10 protein-coding genes and 1 pseudogene are annotated in these 14,648 nt (G+C 64.6%); 4 read left to right on the top strand and 7 right to left on the bottom strand.

The features are described from left to right. Positions 1–83 precede the first annotated feature (83 nt). From infB to rimP, 4 genes are all read right to left on the bottom strand, one after another. Entirely contained in the window at positions 84–3,005 is a 2,922-nt protein-coding gene (gene infB, locus A3OM_RS0116825; protein WP_018044937.1) for a translation initiation factor IF-2, read from the bottom strand. Beyond that, the gene (locus A3OM_RS0116820) at positions 3,006–3,824 is read right to left on the bottom strand and encodes an RNA-binding protein (protein ID WP_018044936.1); all 819 of its coding nucleotides are present in this window, start codon (positions 3,822–3,824) and stop codon (positions 3,006–3,008) included. It lies immediately after the preceding gene. Positions 3,825–4,021: 197 nt separating this feature from the next. Further along, the gene (gene nusA / locus A3OM_RS0116815; RefSeq protein ID WP_018044935.1) at positions 4,022–5,623 is read right to left on the bottom strand and encodes a transcription termination factor NusA; all 1,602 of its coding nucleotides are present in this window, start codon (positions 5,621–5,623) and stop codon (positions 4,022–4,024) included. Between the two features lie 86 nt (positions 5,624–5,709). After that, entirely contained in the window at positions 5,710–6,483 is a 774-nt protein-coding gene (gene rimP, locus A3OM_RS0116810; protein WP_018044934.1) for a ribosome maturation factor RimP, read from the bottom strand. Positions 6,484–6,722: 239 nt separating this feature from the next. Between rimP and A3OM_RS0116805 the strand changes: the two genes are divergently transcribed. After that, entirely contained in the window at positions 6,723–7,391 is a 669-nt protein-coding gene (locus A3OM_RS0116805) for a CatB-related O-acetyltransferase (protein WP_018044933.1), read from the top strand. 13 nt (positions 7,392–7,404) lie between these two features. Here A3OM_RS0116805 and A3OM_RS0116800 read toward each other — a convergent pair whose 3' ends face one another. Next, complete coding sequence (locus A3OM_RS0116800; protein WP_018044932.1) at positions 7,405–8,088, bottom strand: hypothetical protein; 684 nt, start codon at positions 8,086–8,088, stop codon at positions 7,405–7,407. A 934-nt stretch (positions 8,089–9,022) separates the two neighbouring features. On the opposite strand from A3OM_RS0116800, the pseudogene A3OM_RS25390 reads away from it, so the two are divergent. Next, positions 9,023–9,874: pseudogene (locus A3OM_RS25390) on the top strand (methyl-accepting chemotaxis protein); the annotation flags it as partial. 649 nt (positions 9,875–10,523) lie between these two features. On the opposite strand, the gene A3OM_RS0116790 reads toward A3OM_RS25390, so the two are convergent. Next, on the bottom strand, positions 10,524–11,555 hold the full coding sequence (locus A3OM_RS0116790; RefSeq protein WP_018044930.1) for an aspartate-semialdehyde dehydrogenase: 1,032 nt from the start codon (positions 11,553–11,555) through the stop codon (positions 10,524–10,526). Positions 11,556–12,025: 470 nt separating this feature from the next. Here A3OM_RS0116790 and A3OM_RS0116785 point away from each other — a divergent pair, with 470 nt between their 5' ends. Both A3OM_RS0116785 and A3OM_RS0116780 read left to right on the top strand, forming a co-directional pair. Continuing rightward, positions 12,026–12,919, top strand: a complete 894-nt coding sequence (locus tag A3OM_RS0116785) for a hypothetical protein (protein WP_018044929.1) — start codon at positions 12,026–12,028, stop codon at positions 12,917–12,919. 101 nt (positions 12,920–13,020) lie between these two features. Then, positions 13,021–13,425, top strand: a complete 405-nt coding sequence (locus tag A3OM_RS0116780) for a hypothetical protein (RefSeq protein ID WP_018044928.1) — start codon at positions 13,021–13,023, stop codon at positions 13,423–13,425. Between the two features lie 89 nt (positions 13,426–13,514). Here A3OM_RS0116780 and leuB read toward each other — a convergent pair whose 3' ends face one another. After that, complete coding sequence (gene leuB / locus A3OM_RS0116775; protein WP_018044927.1) at positions 13,515–14,624, bottom strand: 3-isopropylmalate dehydrogenase; 1,110 nt, start codon at positions 14,622–14,624, stop codon at positions 13,515–13,517. Between the last annotated feature and the right edge of the window lie 24 nt (positions 14,625–14,648).

The raw sequence follows: 14,648 nt of genomic DNA, 5'->3' as shown, positions 1-14,648 counted from the left end.
CATCGACGTGCCGGCCCTCTTCAAAACAAAACGGCGGCTGCAGCGCGCGCTGCAGCCGCCGGGTTCGTCTGGCCGCGTCGCTGCTAGAGCGTGCGGCGGATCTCCTCGACCCGGTAGCACTCGATCGTGTCGCCGGCGCGCATGTCCTGGAAGTTCTCGAAGGACATACCGCACTCGTAACCCGACCCGACTTCCTTGGCGTCGTCCTTGAGGCGCTTCAGCTGGGACAGTTTGCCCTCGTGGATCACCACGCTGTCGCGGATCAGGCGGACATGAGCACCGCGCTGCACGACACCGTCGGTGACGCGGCAGCCGGCGATCTTGCCGACCTTCGAGACATCGAAGATCTGCAGGATCTGCGCCTCGCCGAGGCGCTCCTCGCGCAGGGTCGGCGGGAGCATGCCCGAGAGAGTCGCTTTGATGTCATCCACGAGGTCGTAGATGATGTTGTAGTAGCGGATTTCGACGCCCTTGTTCTCGGCCGATTCGCGCGCTTCCTTGTGGGCTCGCACGTTGAAGCCGATGACGACGGCCTTGGAGGCCTCCGCCAGGGTGACGTCCGACTCGGTGATGCCGCCGACACCCGCGAGCAGGATGCGCGCCGACACCTCATCGTTGCCGAGCTTCTCCAGTGCGCCGATGATGGCTTCCACCGAGCCCTGCACGTCGCCCTTGACGACGATGGCGAGTTCCTTGCGGCCCAGGCCTTCCTTGAGGTCGCGCATCATGTCGACGAGCGAGCGGTTCGCACCGCCGGTCCGTGCGGCGATGCGCTCGCGCTTCTGACGGGCGCGATATTCGGTGACTTCACGGGCACGGGCTTCGTTCGGCACCACGGCCACGCGGTCACCCGCGTCCGGAGTTCCATTGAAGCCGAGCACCTCCACCGGCACCGACGGACCGGCATAGGGGATGCTCTCTCCCTTGTCGTCGATGAGGGCGCGGACGCGACCCCATTCGGCGCCGGCGACGACGATGTCGCCGGTGAAGAGCGTTCCGCGCTGCACGAGCACCGTCGCGACGGGACCACGACCGCGATCGAGCTTGGCTTCGATGACCGTACCCTCGCCGTCGCGGGCTTCGTTAGCACGCAAGTTCAGGATCTCGGCCTGGAGCTGCAGGCCTTCGAGAAGGTCCGGCAGACCGTCGCCGGTCTTGGCGGAGACTTCGAATTCCAGGGTCTCACCGCCCATCGATTCGACCTGGATGTCGTGCTGCAGCAACTCGGTGCGGACCCGCTGCGGGTTCGCCTCGGGCTTGTCGATCTTGTTGATCGCCACGATGAGCGGCACTCCGGCCGCCTTCGCATGGCTGATCGCCTCCACCGTCTGGGGCATGACGCCGTCGTCTGCCGCCACCACGAGCACGACGATGTCCGTCACCTTGGCACCACGGGCGCGCATGGAGGTGAAGGCCGCGTGGCCGGGGGTGTCGATGAAGGTGACCATGTCACCGGATGGCGAGGCCACTTGGTAAGCGCCGATATGCTGTGTGATGCCGCCGGCCTCACCGGACACCACCGCGGTCTTGCGGATGGCGTCGAGGAGCGAGGTCTTGCCGTGGTCGACGTGGCCCATGATGGTCACGACGGGCGGACGCGGATCGAGATCCTCCTCGAGATCGGGCTCGTCGTTGAACAGGCCTTCCTCGACGTCTGACTCGGCGACGCGGCGCACGGTGTGTCCGAGTTCCTCGGCAATGAGCTGAGCGGAATCCGAGTCGATCACGTCGGTGATCTTGTGGATCTCGCCCTGCTTCATGAGCAGGCGAATCACGTCCACGGCCCGCTCCGACATGCGGTTGGCGAGTTCCTGGATGGTGATCGTCTCGGGGATCGTCACCTCGCGGGAGAGCTTTTCCTTTTGCTCAACCTGCCGGTTGCCGCTCATGCGCTGCTGACGGCGGCGGAACGAGGCAACGGAACGCGTGCGCTCGTCCTCGCCCGACGTGGCGGTAGCGATCGTGAGACGCCCACGGTTGCGGTCGCCGCCCGGCTGCTTGGGGGTCTTGGGCGGCGTGATGATCTTGAGCGGCATGCCCGGACGGCGGATCACGCGCTTCTGCTCGCTCTCCTCCTCGGCAGCCTGTGGCCGACCCGGCGCGCGGGCGGTGGGAGCCGCCGCACCGGCCGGGCGTGCAGCCGTGGAAGCGGTCGGAGCCGCCTCTGGCTCGGGCGCGGGCGCCGGCTTGGCCATGAAGTTCAGGTCGCGCGGCTTGCGCACGTCTGCGGTGATGGTCTTGCGCGGCTCGGCCGGTGTCGGGCGTGCTGTGAGGGGCTGACGCACGGCAGGGGCCGCCGGACGAGCCGGGGCCGCAGCCTGCGGAGCGGGAGCAGGTGCTGCCGGGGCAGGCTTCGGGGTGGAGGATATCGGAGCCGAGACGGGCGCCATCGGCACCGTCTTGGAGACGGGCTTCGGCGGCGTTGCCGGAACGGGCGCAGCTGCGGGGGCTGCCGCAGCGGCCTCCTTCGCAGCGGCCTCAGCGGCGCGAGCTGCCTCACGAGCAGCTTCTTCCTCGGCACGCAGGCGAGCCTGCTCCTCGGCGCGAAGACGCTCCTCTTCCTGGCGGCGACGCTCTTCGGCCTCGCGCTGACGGATTTCCTCGGCCTCGCGGGCACGCTGAGCAGCGGCCTCTTCCTCGACCTTGCGGCGTGCTTCCTGCTCGCGGCGCTGGGCGTCGGCGAGAGCTGCGGCGCGCGCGTCACGCTCCTGCTCGCTCAATGTCCGCAGCACGACGCCACCCGCCGCCCGCTGGGCGGGGCGCGGAGCCGCAGGTGCGGGAGGCGCCACGCGTGACGCCGGGGCGACCGGTTGCGTTTCGCGAACGGGAGCGGCCGGTGCCGCCCCGATGACGCGCCGCTTCACGGTCTCGACCACGACCTGCTTGGAGCGGCCATGGGAGAAGCTCTGACGCACCGTTCCCTGCTCGATCGGGCGCTTCAAGGACAGCGGCTTCGAGGGGGGTCGTGCCTGCGTCTTGTCGCCCGGATTATTCGTATCGCTCATTCAGTCCAAACCCTGAGGGTTTCCATCGTCCCGTGAACCGGCAAACTGCTGTGCGCCGGGTAAATCCGTCTCGTCGTCGTCCTGCAGAGTCGGAGCGGTCTGCCCTGTTCGGGCGTAACCGGCCCCCTCGGCCGTCGTGGGCTTGCCCTCGAAAGAGCGTAGCCGACGCCAACGCGCAAGGCAGCCGGTGCTTCCGACTCCTGCGACAAGCGCCGCATGTATCACATGATCCCGACCCAAGGCCATGTCCAATTCTTCATTGGACAAATCATCGATGACCGGGACACGGGATATGGCATCGCCATGCCTCCGGTGCAATGCCGCAGCGATCTTCCGCCTGCCATCCGCACTGCCATCCGAGGCCTGTATCACGGCGGCTACGCCGGCCTTGTCGCCGATCGCGGATTCGACCTTGGCGAAGCCGGCCACCAGGCAACCCGCCTTGTTGGCGAGTGATAGGGATTGGCGCAGGTCCTCGCGCAGGATCGCGGCGATCCGGTCGCCCAGATCCGCCGGTGCCACGGCATCCTTGGTCTTGAAGGCACGCTGGAACAGCCGCTTCTTCAAGGCCGCCTCCACGGTGACGCGATCGGCGGTGAGCCATGCACCGCGCCCCGGCAGCTTCGCTTTCAGATCGGTTACCACCTCGCCGCCCGGCGACAGAACGAACCGAATCATACCATCGGGATTTTGGGCGACCCGGCTGACGAGGCATGTGCGCATTGCATTGCGCCGGCCGCGCCCGAGACCGGGATCGAGCAGCGTGCTCGGCTCGGGCTCGGCGGCATCGTCCGCGACATCTGCGTATTCGCCCGTCATGCGGCGGTCGGATCCCTGTTGATCGTCGCATGGACCGCAACAATTCGCGGCCCTCTCGCCTTGCAATCCACCGGCATCCTCGACGTGAGATGCCGGAATGTCGCGAAGGCACTCTCCGGTCGGCCCTGCGATTCCTAAGGCCCGCCTCAGGCGGGTGCCTCAGGGGGGGAGTGCCTGGCTCGCCCGGAACGCCGTGCTCAGACCGCCTCGGGCTCTCCGTCGGTGGTCTCGGCCTCATCCGCCTCGGACGGCGCCTCGATCCATCCGGCCTTCACGCGGGCCGCCATGATCATGGCTTCTGCTTCAGCGCGGGAGATCTCGAACCCGTCGAGATAGCCAGCATGCTTGGTGGCCTCGGGGCCGCGTCCCTCGGTGTAGCCCACGAGATCGTCCGTGGCGCAGCCCGCGAGATCTTCCACCGACTTCACGTCGTTCTCGCCCAACGCCACCAGCATCGGCGTGGTCACGCCGTCGATCTCGCGCAGGTCGTCGGCGACGCCGAGTTCCTGGCGCTTGGCGTCGAACTCCGATTCGACTCGGGCGAGGTGATCCTGGGCGCGGGCCTGGATCTCGGTGCCGCTTTCCTCGTCGAGGCCCTGGATATTGGCGAGCTCGCCCGGCTCGACATAGGCGATTTCCTCCACGTTCCGGAAACCTTCCGCCGCGAGGAGCTGACCCACCGTCTCGTCGACGTCGAGGGCGGCCATGAAGACAGCGGTGCGTTCGGCGAATTCTTTCTGGCGCCGCTCGGATTCCTCGGCCTCGGTGAGGATGTCGATGTCCCAGCCGGTGAGCTGCGAGGCGAGGCGCACGTTCTGGCCGCGACGGCCGATGGCCAGCGAGAGCTGGTCGTCGGGCACCACCACCTCGATGCGGTCGGCCTCCTCGTCGAGCACCACCTTGACCACCTCTGCGGGCTGGAGCGCGTTGACGATGAAGGTCGCCTGGTCTTCCGACCACGGGATGATGTCGACCTTCTCGCCCTGCAACTCGCCGACCACCGCCTGGACGCGGGAGCCGCGCATGCCGACGCAGGCACCGACGGGGTCGATGGAGCCGTCCCGCGAGATCACCGCGATCTTGGCGCGCGAGCCCGGATCGCGGGCCACCGCCTTCACTTCGACGATGCCGTCGTAGATCTCCGGCACTTCCTGCCCGAAGAGCTTGGCCATGAATTGCGGGTGGGAGCGCGACAGGAAGATCTGTGGACCACGCACTTCGCGGCGCACGTCGAACAGATAGGAACGGATACGGTCGCCGGGGCGGAAGGTCTCGCGCGGGATCATCTCGTCGCGGCGCACGATGCCCTCGCCGCGTCCCAGATCGACGATGACGTTGCCGTACTCGACCCGCTTGACGAGGCCGTTGACGATCTCGCCGATGCGATCCTTGTACTCGTCGAACTGGCGGTCGCGCTCGGCGTCGCGCACCTTCTGGACGATGACCTGCTTGGCCGACTGGGCTGCGACGCGGCCGAAATCGAAGGGCGGCAGGGTGTCGGAGATCACGTCTCCCACCAGCGCGCCGGGATTGTAACGGCGGGCCTGGTCGAGGGTGACCTCGCGGGCGTCGTTTTCGACCTCGTCCACCACCACGAGGTGGCGCGACAGGCGGAGCGCCCCGGTCTTGGGGTCGATCTCGGCATGGACGTCCGTCTCGGCGCCGTAGCGTGAGCGGGCAGCCTTGGCGATGGCCTCCTCCATGGCGTCGATGACGATGGAGCGGTCGATCACCTTCTCACGGGCGACCGCTTCGGCGATCTGCAGGAGTTCGAGCCTATTGGCGCTGACGACAGCCATCGGATTTCGTCCCTCTCTTCGTCGTGTGTTTTTTTCGGAAACCCCGGCGTGCCATCGGGCATCCGCCTGGGCTCCGGGCCGATGTTCTAGTGAAGCTTGCCGTCGTCCTTGACCCGCACCGCCTTGGTGCGGACCGGCTTGGCCTTGTTGGCCCGGCTCGCCTCGGTTTCGATCTTTTCGGGCTTGGGCTTGGCCGAAGCCTTGGGCTTCAGCGGCCGCTCGACCTTCTTCTTGAGAGGGGCGGGGGGCTCGATCTCGGCCTCGGCGCCCTCTTCGATCTCGGTGTCGTCCTCATCGTCCAGCATCGGCGGTGGCCCGCCGCCGCGTCGCAGCGATTCACGCACGAGATCGTCGGTGAGGACGAGGTAGGCGTCGCCGAGATCGCGAAGTGGCAGGTCGATGCGGCTCGGCAGACCCTCCTTCACGTCGGGAAGATCGATCGGCACCGTGAGGCCATCCGCGTTAGGAGCTCGGATGATCCCGCGAAAACGCTTCCGGCCGTCGAGGGGTATCGCCAGCTCGATCTTGGCTTCGTAGCCGGCCCAACGCTCGAAATCGACGGCCCGTACCAGCGGCCGGTCGATGCCGGGGGAAGAGATTTCCAGATAATAGGCCTTGCCCACCGGGTCGTCGAGATCGAGCAGAGGCGAGATCGCCCGGCTCACGGTCTCGCAATCGTCCACCGTCATGGTGCCGTCCGGCCGCTCGGCCATGATCTGCACGGTGCAGCCATTGGCGCTCGACACCCGCACCCGGACCACGCGATAGCCGAGGCCCTCGATCGAAGCCTCGATGACCTGCACGACCCGTGCGGCGACGCCGGTCTCGGTGATCAGACGTTTTTCGGAAGTGTCCGCCATGCTGCGCTGTACGTCCGGCCTTGCGTGAAGCGATCCGGTGCGAGAGGCGTTGCGGCAATAAAAAAGAGCGGACCCGGTGGGGCCCACTCCCGAACCACAGCCTCAAGACTGCAACCAGAACTGATGTGCTATGAGTAGTCCCATCGTCGGATCGTTTCAAGCGATTTCGCGAGCCGTTCCCCGGCGGAGCGCATCCCGGTCGCTCCGTCGCCGTCAACTCGTTCCAGGAAGCCTCGGCCATGACCGCCGGTTCGTCATTCGGCCCCGACCCGGATTGCCTTCACCCGGTTACGGGCCACAGCCGCATCACCTTCATCCGCAATCTCCCCCTGCCGCCGAATGTCGAAATCGGCGCCTACACTTACTATGACGACCCTGGTGGCCCGGAGGCCTTCCTCGACAACATCCTCTACCACTTCGCCTTCCTGGGCGACCGCTTGCGAATCGGTCGCTTCTGCGCGTTTGCGGCGGGCACGCGCTTCCTCATGAACGGGGGCAACCACCGCCTTGACGCGCCCTCCACCTACCCGTTCGTCATCTTCGGCGGCGCCTGGGCCGGACGCTTCCCCGAAGAGATGGCCTTCCCCAACCGGGGCGACACGGTGATCGGCAACGATGTCTGGCTCGGCTACGACAGCACGATCCTACCGGGAATCCGCATCGGCGATGGAGCCGTGGTCGCCGCCAAATCCGTGGTCACCCGCGACGTACCTCCCTACGCCATCGTCGCCGGCAACCCGGCCACGCTCGTGCGGATGCGCGTACCGTCCGATATCGCCGCGCGACTCCAGGCCGTGGCGTGGTGGGACTGGGATGCCGAGCGGATCACCCGGTGCCTGCCGGCAATCAGTGGTGGGGATGTGGCGGCGTTGGAGGCCGAGGCGGCCGCAGACCTGACCGGCGGATGAGCCGCCATGGACGTCAGAACGGGTATTGTCCGGGAGACCAGTAGGGCTCTAACGGCGATCCGACGATGGTCTCCGCCTCCCAGCGGCGTAGAATCTCGAAGAGCGCGTCCCGGTCAGCTGCTCGCAAGGGTTCATCGAGCAGGCGAAGCCGGTCGTGCATCTGCTGTTCGAATGCGTTTTCCGGGATGTAACCGTTGAAATAGAACGGTGGCATCGAAGCCCAGATCTCTTGGGCTTTCTCGATCTCGTCGAGCGCGATGCAGGCGGCGAGGTGCCAGTCCTTGTTGAGAAAACAGGCGCAGTCCCGGTGAGTCCGTAAGAATTCCAGGCACTTGCGGCCGGTATCCAGGGGACGGAGGGCCGAGAAGGCCACCGCATCGACCTGAAACACGAAGTCCTCGTAGATGGTGGGATCAGACCAGAACCAACCATAGCCTCCAGGAAAGCGACCGGATCGCTGGATTTCATCGCCGCCTCGTCCCAGGTCCTGCCAGGACCGCGTTTCGTGCATGAAGAAGGGTACGAGGTGCCAACTCACCACGCAGACGGCAGGGTTCGAGATCCGATCGACGAAGATCATCCGTCCCACGGGCCCCACGGGCTTCAGCCAAACCCTGTTCCTGCCGGCAGGGAGCAGATCCGGGTTGGCTTGGAGCAGTGGCGCGTAGAGGCCCTTGATTTGGCGCTTCGTCGTCATCAGTTCGGCCTTACCTGGACAATGACGACGCATTTGGCGTTCGGGAAATGCATCCGCGCAGTCCTGGCCAGAAGGAGTGCCCGCGTTGCGCTGAGTCCCTTTCTGCCCGTCTTATAGTCATAGACGCAAACCATCTGGCTTGGGGTATATTCATACAAGTCCAAGCGAACAGAATTTTTCTACCCATAATCAGCTCTCGTTCGCGTAGTTCTATCGATTGAATATTCGACGAGAACGTTGGGATAGTTCCGCGATTTAAATGTCTCGCCGATATCGTGCTGAATTACGGTGCCGAGTACCGGCTCGCTCAGATGGAAATTCAAGGCTGTCAACCGTTGCGTCGCCTCGTTCGTTGCGGCCCGCGCTTCGGCGGTGCGTGGATAATCAGTGCCCAAGCGTTGCCCAGGTAATATATTATAGTGTGCAATTAATAACGAAATATTCACTATTATAGTTATATAACGTTCATCTGTCTAGAATACTTTTCTCAGGACGGCCAATCATGAAGATTTTTACTAGACGATCTAAGAAGGTTAATTCGCGAGTGCTTCCACACAATGTGTGTGCGCAGTTCCTCGACCGCATGTCTCATGCGATTTACGTCGTCGATGATGATTCGCCGGTTTTCAATGTTGTATACGTGAACAACAAATTCATGACGACAATGCGCGCCAGCTCTATAGAGGAAATTACAAATATTTCAGTGATGTCATATCATACATTTGAACAGGGGAATGGACTCACGATAAACGATGTGGCCGGCCCTTTCATAGAAAGTATCAAGCGAGATGGGCACGCTACAGCAACTATGAGATTTTTACGATTAGACAAAACGGAATTCATGGTCGACATTCACTGTGAGTCTATTAATATAGAGGGAAAAAATTTCACAGTAACGTTTGTAGAGGACGCAAAACATATCGAGATACAAAATGAAAAGAAGATATATATGAATACATTGACAGAAGAATTTGAGCAATCAGTTGGAAAAGTTTCTGGATCAGTCAATTCGTTTTCGGATGACCTACAAGTATCTGCGAAACTTATGACCAAGACAGCGATGGAAACAGCTGAATTATCATCCCTTATGCTATCGGCTGCCGAACATGCGGCTGCAAATGTCAGCATGGTGGCTGCCGCAGCCGAAGAGCTCGGCAGTTCCGTCCATGAAATCGCCCGCCAGGTTCAAGGCTCGGCGGGACTGGCTCAGGCGGCCGTGGGCGAAGCCAACCGCACCGTGGCCTTCGTCGGGGCGTTGCGCCAGACCTCGTCCCGGATCGGTGACATGGTCGGGATGATTTCCAGCATCGCCGGCCAGACCAATCTGCTTGCCCTCAATGCCACGATCGAGGCGGCGCGTGCCGGTGATGCAGGCCGCGGCTTCGCGGTCGTCGCCGCCGAAGTGAAGGAGCTGGCGAGACAGACGGCGGACGCGACGAAGGAGATCGCTGCGCAGATCGGCGAAATTCAAAGCGTGACAGATCAGGCCGTGTCGGCCATCGACTCCATCACCGACCGAATCCGCGAGATCAATGACGTGGCCGCCAGCATCGCTGCGGCCGTCGAGCAACAGGGAACCGCAACCCAGGAGATCGTGCGCAATGTGGCGCAAGCCTCGAGCGGCACCGCCGAAGTGACGGGCAACCTTGCTGGCGTCGCTCATGCCTCGAAGGATACCGGGGCCGCCGCTCAACAGGTGCTCCTTGTCTCGGATCAGTTATCCTCCCAGTCCGAACACCTCTCGGAGGAGATCCACCGCTTCCTGAGCACGTTGCGAGCCGCCTAATCAGCGAGACCCAATGCAGGCTTCCGCGCGAATCCAGGGTCATTAAGGTAAGCGAGGTCGACAATTTCGCGAAGGTGATCTGCGGCACCTTGTAAGTTCCTACCTCGCTGACGACCCGGCCAAGGCCAAAACCTTTTCGCTAGCCTGGCTATCGAGATCCTGCGGGTGAGCTTGACGCTTGCCCCCTCCAGTTCGCGATTTACGATGGGACCCGGGGGCAGCCATCATCAGGGGGCAACTAAGGGTGCCTCACGGAACGGCTCCGAGCCGGATATCGAGCGTTGGTTTGGCATGGTCAGACCACTTCTCCCCGATGATCTGTGGGATGACATCGCTCCGCTCGGCGATTTTCTCCCTGTAAGCTTGCCAACCCTGACAGCCCGATCATCCCGGTCCAAGCCGTTCATCGCGGTGACGACAGCGAGCTACGCCACGTCGAGGGACCCGACCGACGCGAAGAGCGATGTTATCCGGAAGGAGATGCTTGCCCGTTTACGGGATGAGCATGATCTTACGGTCGGAATCTTTACACGCTGGGGGGCCTCGCCGCGCAGGGCCTATTCTGGAAAAACGCCGCCCCGTGAACGGGACGGCGTCGATGAAAATGGCCGGTCGATGGGTTTCGGCCCGAGGACTGGAAGTGGAGTGATCAGGCCGCAGCCCGCTCCTTAAGCAGCTTCCGGTTGATCAGCATCTCGGCGATCTGCACCGTGTTCAGGGCCGCGCCCTTACGCAGGTTGTCGGCGACGCACCAGAACGAGAGGCCGTTATCGACCGTGGAATCCGCGCGGATGCGCGAGACATAGGTCGCATCCTCGCCGGCCGCCTCGTGCGGAGTCATGTAGCCGCCGGGCTCACGCTTATCGACGACCAGGATGCCCGGCGCCGAGCGCAGGAGGGCGGTGGCCTCCTCGGGCGAGATCGGGTGCTCGAACTCGACGTTCACCGCTTCGGCATGGCCGATGAACACCGGCACGCGTACGCAGGTCGCCGTCAGCTTGATCTTGGGATCGAGCATTTTCTTGGTCTCGGCGACCATCTTCCACTCTTCCTTGGTGGAGCCGTCGTCGAGGAACACGTCGATCTGCGGGATGACGTTGAAGGCGATGCGCTTGGGGAACTTCTCCATGGTCATCTGACCGGCGGTGAAGACCGAACGGGTCTGCTGGAACAGCTCGTCCATGGCCTCCTTGCCGGCGCCGGAGACCGACTGATAGGTCGCCACCACCACGCGGGTGATCTTGGCCACGTCGTGCAGGGGCTTCAGCGCGACGACGAGCTGCGCCGTGGAGCAGTTCGGGTTGGCGATGATGTTCATCTTCGAGAAGCCGGTGATCGCCTCCGGATTCACTTCCGGCACGATCAGCGGCACGTCGGGATGGTAGCGGAAGGCCGACGAATTATCGATGACGACGCAACCGGTCTGGCCGATGCGCGGCGACCATTCCTTCGAGGTCTCGCCGCCGGCGGACATCAGGCAGATGTCGGTGTCGGAGAAATCGTAGGTGTCGAGCGCCTTCACCTTCAGGATCTTGTCACCGAAGGAAACTTCCTGCCCGGCGCTGCGGCGCGAGGCGATAGCCACGACCTCGTCGGCGGGGAATGCCCGCTCCGACAGAATGTCCAGCATCTCGCGTCCGACATTGCCCGTGGCACCGACGACGGCGACCTTGTAACCCATCTCTCCAACTCCGCTTCGTGATGCCCTGGCTCGCCGCCGTGGCCGGGCTCTTCGCCTCGGCTCCGCCGACAGGATTTCCGGGCACGTATCCGTGTACCGTTGCCAGTGGGGCTCGCAGAGGTTCCCGGTCTCGACCGGACCGACCGGCTGCGAAAACGCGCCGTACCGCAGACATGCCGGCACGCCCCGTCTCGTCCGGCCCGTCAAGGAAGCCGGATATCCCGTAATCGGCGGAGCAAGACGCTTCGTCTTCGTGGCTGTCAAGGGTTGCGCTGCACGCGAGACTTTCGCGCCGTCACAAACGGATCACGACGGCAGGCGCGCCGAGCCTTCGGCAAGGATTGATTCACCGCGAATTCCGAAACCTCGAACCGGACACCCGGCGGGAAACCCGATCTGCGCACCCTCGACGGCATGGTCGCCACCCGAGCGGCGCGAGCCGCGAGAAATGCCGCCGGTTTCAGGGTTACATGCATCGCATCGCTGTTCAGGACGAGATCCAGGAATCGCCGGCCAGGCGCGCCCGCCGCCCGCTGGTGCGGTTCGCCGTACCCTGTCTCACGGTCCTGATCTGCTTTGCCGCCGTCGGACGATTCGTCGGCGGTGAGCCGACGCCCCGCGATCCGAAAGCGGGCTTGGCCGGGGCGGTGGACGCGAACCCTCCGGCATATGGTGCGTCCACCGCCTCGAACGTACGTCAGGCCCTTCCCATGGCCGCGTCGGCGCCGCGATACCGGCTCGATGACCCCGATGCCCTCGACCCGGCGAAGATCGAGCCCGCGCGCATCAACCCGGCGACGGGGCTCCGCGAGGACAGCCTCTCACAGGGCCGCTTCGACGCCAGCGAGGCGCCCTATCTCAGACTGACCATCGGCGAGGGCCCGAATCCTCCGGTCAGCCTGTTCGTCACCATCGCCCGGCGTGCCGCCGAGGGGCAGGGCCTCGCCGTGGTGCGAACCGGCGAGCGCGGCTCGATCGTGACCAAGTTCGGTCCGTTCGAGACCCTGGAAGCCACGTTGAGCGGTCCGGTGACGCGGGTCTGCACCGGCTTCTCCAATGCGGGGCAAAACGGGCCCGTGCCGGTCGCTCCGCGCATCGACGGTTGGCTCTGCGCGCCCTTGAGCCAGCCTCCCGAGCCGCGCGCCATCGTCTGCGCCCTGGACAAGATCGTTCTGAATGGCCAAGCTTTCCCGGACCTCGAAGCGGCGTATCGCGTGTTCGAGGCGAGGCGGGTGGACGGGTGCGCACCGCCGGTCGCAGCCGCGCCCAATCGAGAGGCCGCCGGGGAAACCGGTTCGATCTCGAAGCGCCGAATTCGACATAATGAGGCGAAACTGCGGCGTACCGAACAAGCGCGGCCTTAAGCCGGGAACAACGGCGCCACTGGCACGTCTACTCACCATGAATGGCCGAGTTTCTTAAGGAAATCAGGTCTACCCTTACACAGGTTCAACGAAGGTCCGTCATGCGCACTGCCACGATTGCCCTGATGGGCGCGCTCACCCTCACCGCCGTCGCCGCGAATACCGCCGCCGAGGCGCAGGGCCGCTACGCCCCCGGTATCCGCGTCAGCCAGCCGCTGCCGATCCGCATCCGTCCGCGCAGCTGGCTCGATGCCGGCAACGTCGTCGAGGCGAATAACGGCTCGATCAGTAATCCGGCCACGAATCCGCACTTCATCACGGCGAGCTACCTGAACTCGCCGCCCTACGGCCGCAACGATCGCTTCGGCGGTGCGATCCTGCCCGATCCGATCACCAACGGCCCGTTCGTCGGCGCCCGGTCGAGCGCGATCCACAATATCGACTTCTCCGGTGTCGATGCGATCGACCCGACCTCCTACGTCTCGCGCAACGGCAGCCCCTACTAAGGGCAGCAGTCGGGCGATGAACCGAAAAAGGCGCCGACCCAACCGGGTCGGCGCCTTTTTCATGTCCAGACGAGACCGCGGTTCGCGCTTCAGCGCACCCGCGACTTGAGAGCCGCCACGACTGCCTCTCCCATCCCGGCGGTCCCCAGCGGCGTCACGCCCTCTCCGGCGATATCCTTTGTGCGGGCACCCGCCGCGAGTGCATCGGTGATTGCGCCGTCGAGAAGGTCCGCCGCCTCGCCGAGGCCGAACGAGTAGCGGAGCGCCATGGCGAGCGAGCCGATCATGGCCAATGGGTTGGCGAGATCCTGGCCGGCGATGTCCGGGGCCGAGCCGTGAACGGGCTCGTAGAGCGCCTTGCGGCTGCCTTTCTCATCCACCGCGCCGAGGGAGGCAGAGGGCAGCATGCCGAGGGATCCCGTGAGCATGGCCGCCACGTCCGACAGCACGTCGCCGAACAGGTTGTCGGTGACGAGGACGTCGAACTGCTTGGGGCGGCGCACCAGCTGCATGGCGCAATTGTCGGCGAGCACATGCTCCAACTCGACATCGCTGTAATGCTCGGCATGGACCTTTGTGACGACCTCCTTCCACAGGACGCCGGACTTCATCACGTTGTGCTTCTCGGCCGAGGCCACGCGTCCCGAGCGCTTGCGCGCCAGATCGAAGGCCACATGGGCGATCCGCTCGATCTCGCCCGTGGTGTAGACCTGGGTATCCACGGCGCGCTTGGTGCCGTCGGGCAGGGTGGTGATCTCCTTCGGCTCGCCGAAATAGACGCCGCCCGTGAGCTCGCGCACGATCATGATGTCGAGGCCCTCCACCAGCTCGCGCTTGAGGGCCGAGGCGTCGGCGAGTGCGGGGTAGCAGATCGCCGGGCGCAGGTTGGCGAACAGGCCGAGATCCTTGCGGAGCCGCAGGAGCCCCGCCTCGGGGCGGATGTCGTAGGCGACACCGGACCATTTCGGGCCGCCCACCGCCCCGAGCAGGATCGCATCGGCCGCGTCCGCCCGTGCCAGGGCCGCATCTGTGAGCGGAACGCCGTGGGCGTCGATGGACGACCCGCCAACGAGGTCGATCTCGGTCTCGAAACTTGCGAGGCCGGTCTCCGCCAGCGCCCCGATCACGGTCGTCACCTGGGCCATGACTTCCGGGCCGATGCCGTCGCCAGGGAGGAGGAGGAGCTTGTAGGCGGTCATGGGAGCACTCGCGGCCAGGGGTGA

This window comes from Methylobacterium sp. 88A, assembly GCF_000376345.1.
In the GTDB taxonomy this organism is placed as follows: Bacteria; Pseudomonadota; Alphaproteobacteria; order Rhizobiales; family Beijerinckiaceae; genus Methylobacterium; species Methylobacterium bullatum.
Note: the sequence above shows the minus strand (reverse complement) of the source record. Positions and strands in the feature narration are given on the sequence as shown.

Coding starts and splice junctions, on each gene's coding strand:
- A3OM_RS0116790 (WP_018044930.1), bottom strand. CDS start 11,555: ATGGGTTACAAGGTCGCCGTCGTCGGTGCCACGGGCAATGTCGGACGC.
- A3OM_RS0116785 (WP_018044929.1), top strand. CDS start 12,026: ATGCATCGCATCGCTGTTCAGGACGAGATCCAGGAATCGCCGGCCAGG.
- rimP (WP_018044934.1), bottom strand. CDS start 6,483: ATGGCGGACACTTCCGAAAAACGTCTGATCACCGAGACCGGCGTCGCC.
- leuB (WP_018044927.1), bottom strand. CDS start 14,624: ATGACCGCCTACAAGCTCCTCCTCCTCCCTGGCGACGGCATCGGCCCG.
- A3OM_RS0116800 (WP_018044932.1), bottom strand. CDS start 8,088: ATGACGACGAAGCGCCAAATCAAGGGCCTCTACGCGCCACTGCTCCAA.
- A3OM_RS0116820 (WP_018044936.1), bottom strand. CDS start 3,824: ATGACGGGCGAATACGCAGATGTCGCGGACGATGCCGCCGAGCCCGAG.
- infB (WP_018044937.1), bottom strand. CDS start 3,005: ATGAGCGATACGAATAATCCGGGCGACAAGACGCAGGCACGACCCCCC.
- A3OM_RS0116780 (WP_018044928.1), top strand. CDS start 13,021: ATGCGCACTGCCACGATTGCCCTGATGGGCGCGCTCACCCTCACCGCC.
- nusA (WP_018044935.1), bottom strand. CDS start 5,623: ATGGCTGTCGTCAGCGCCAATAGGCTCGAACTCCTGCAGATCGCCGAA.
- A3OM_RS0116805 (WP_018044933.1), top strand. CDS start 6,723: ATGACCGCCGGTTCGTCATTCGGCCCCGACCCGGATTGCCTTCACCCG.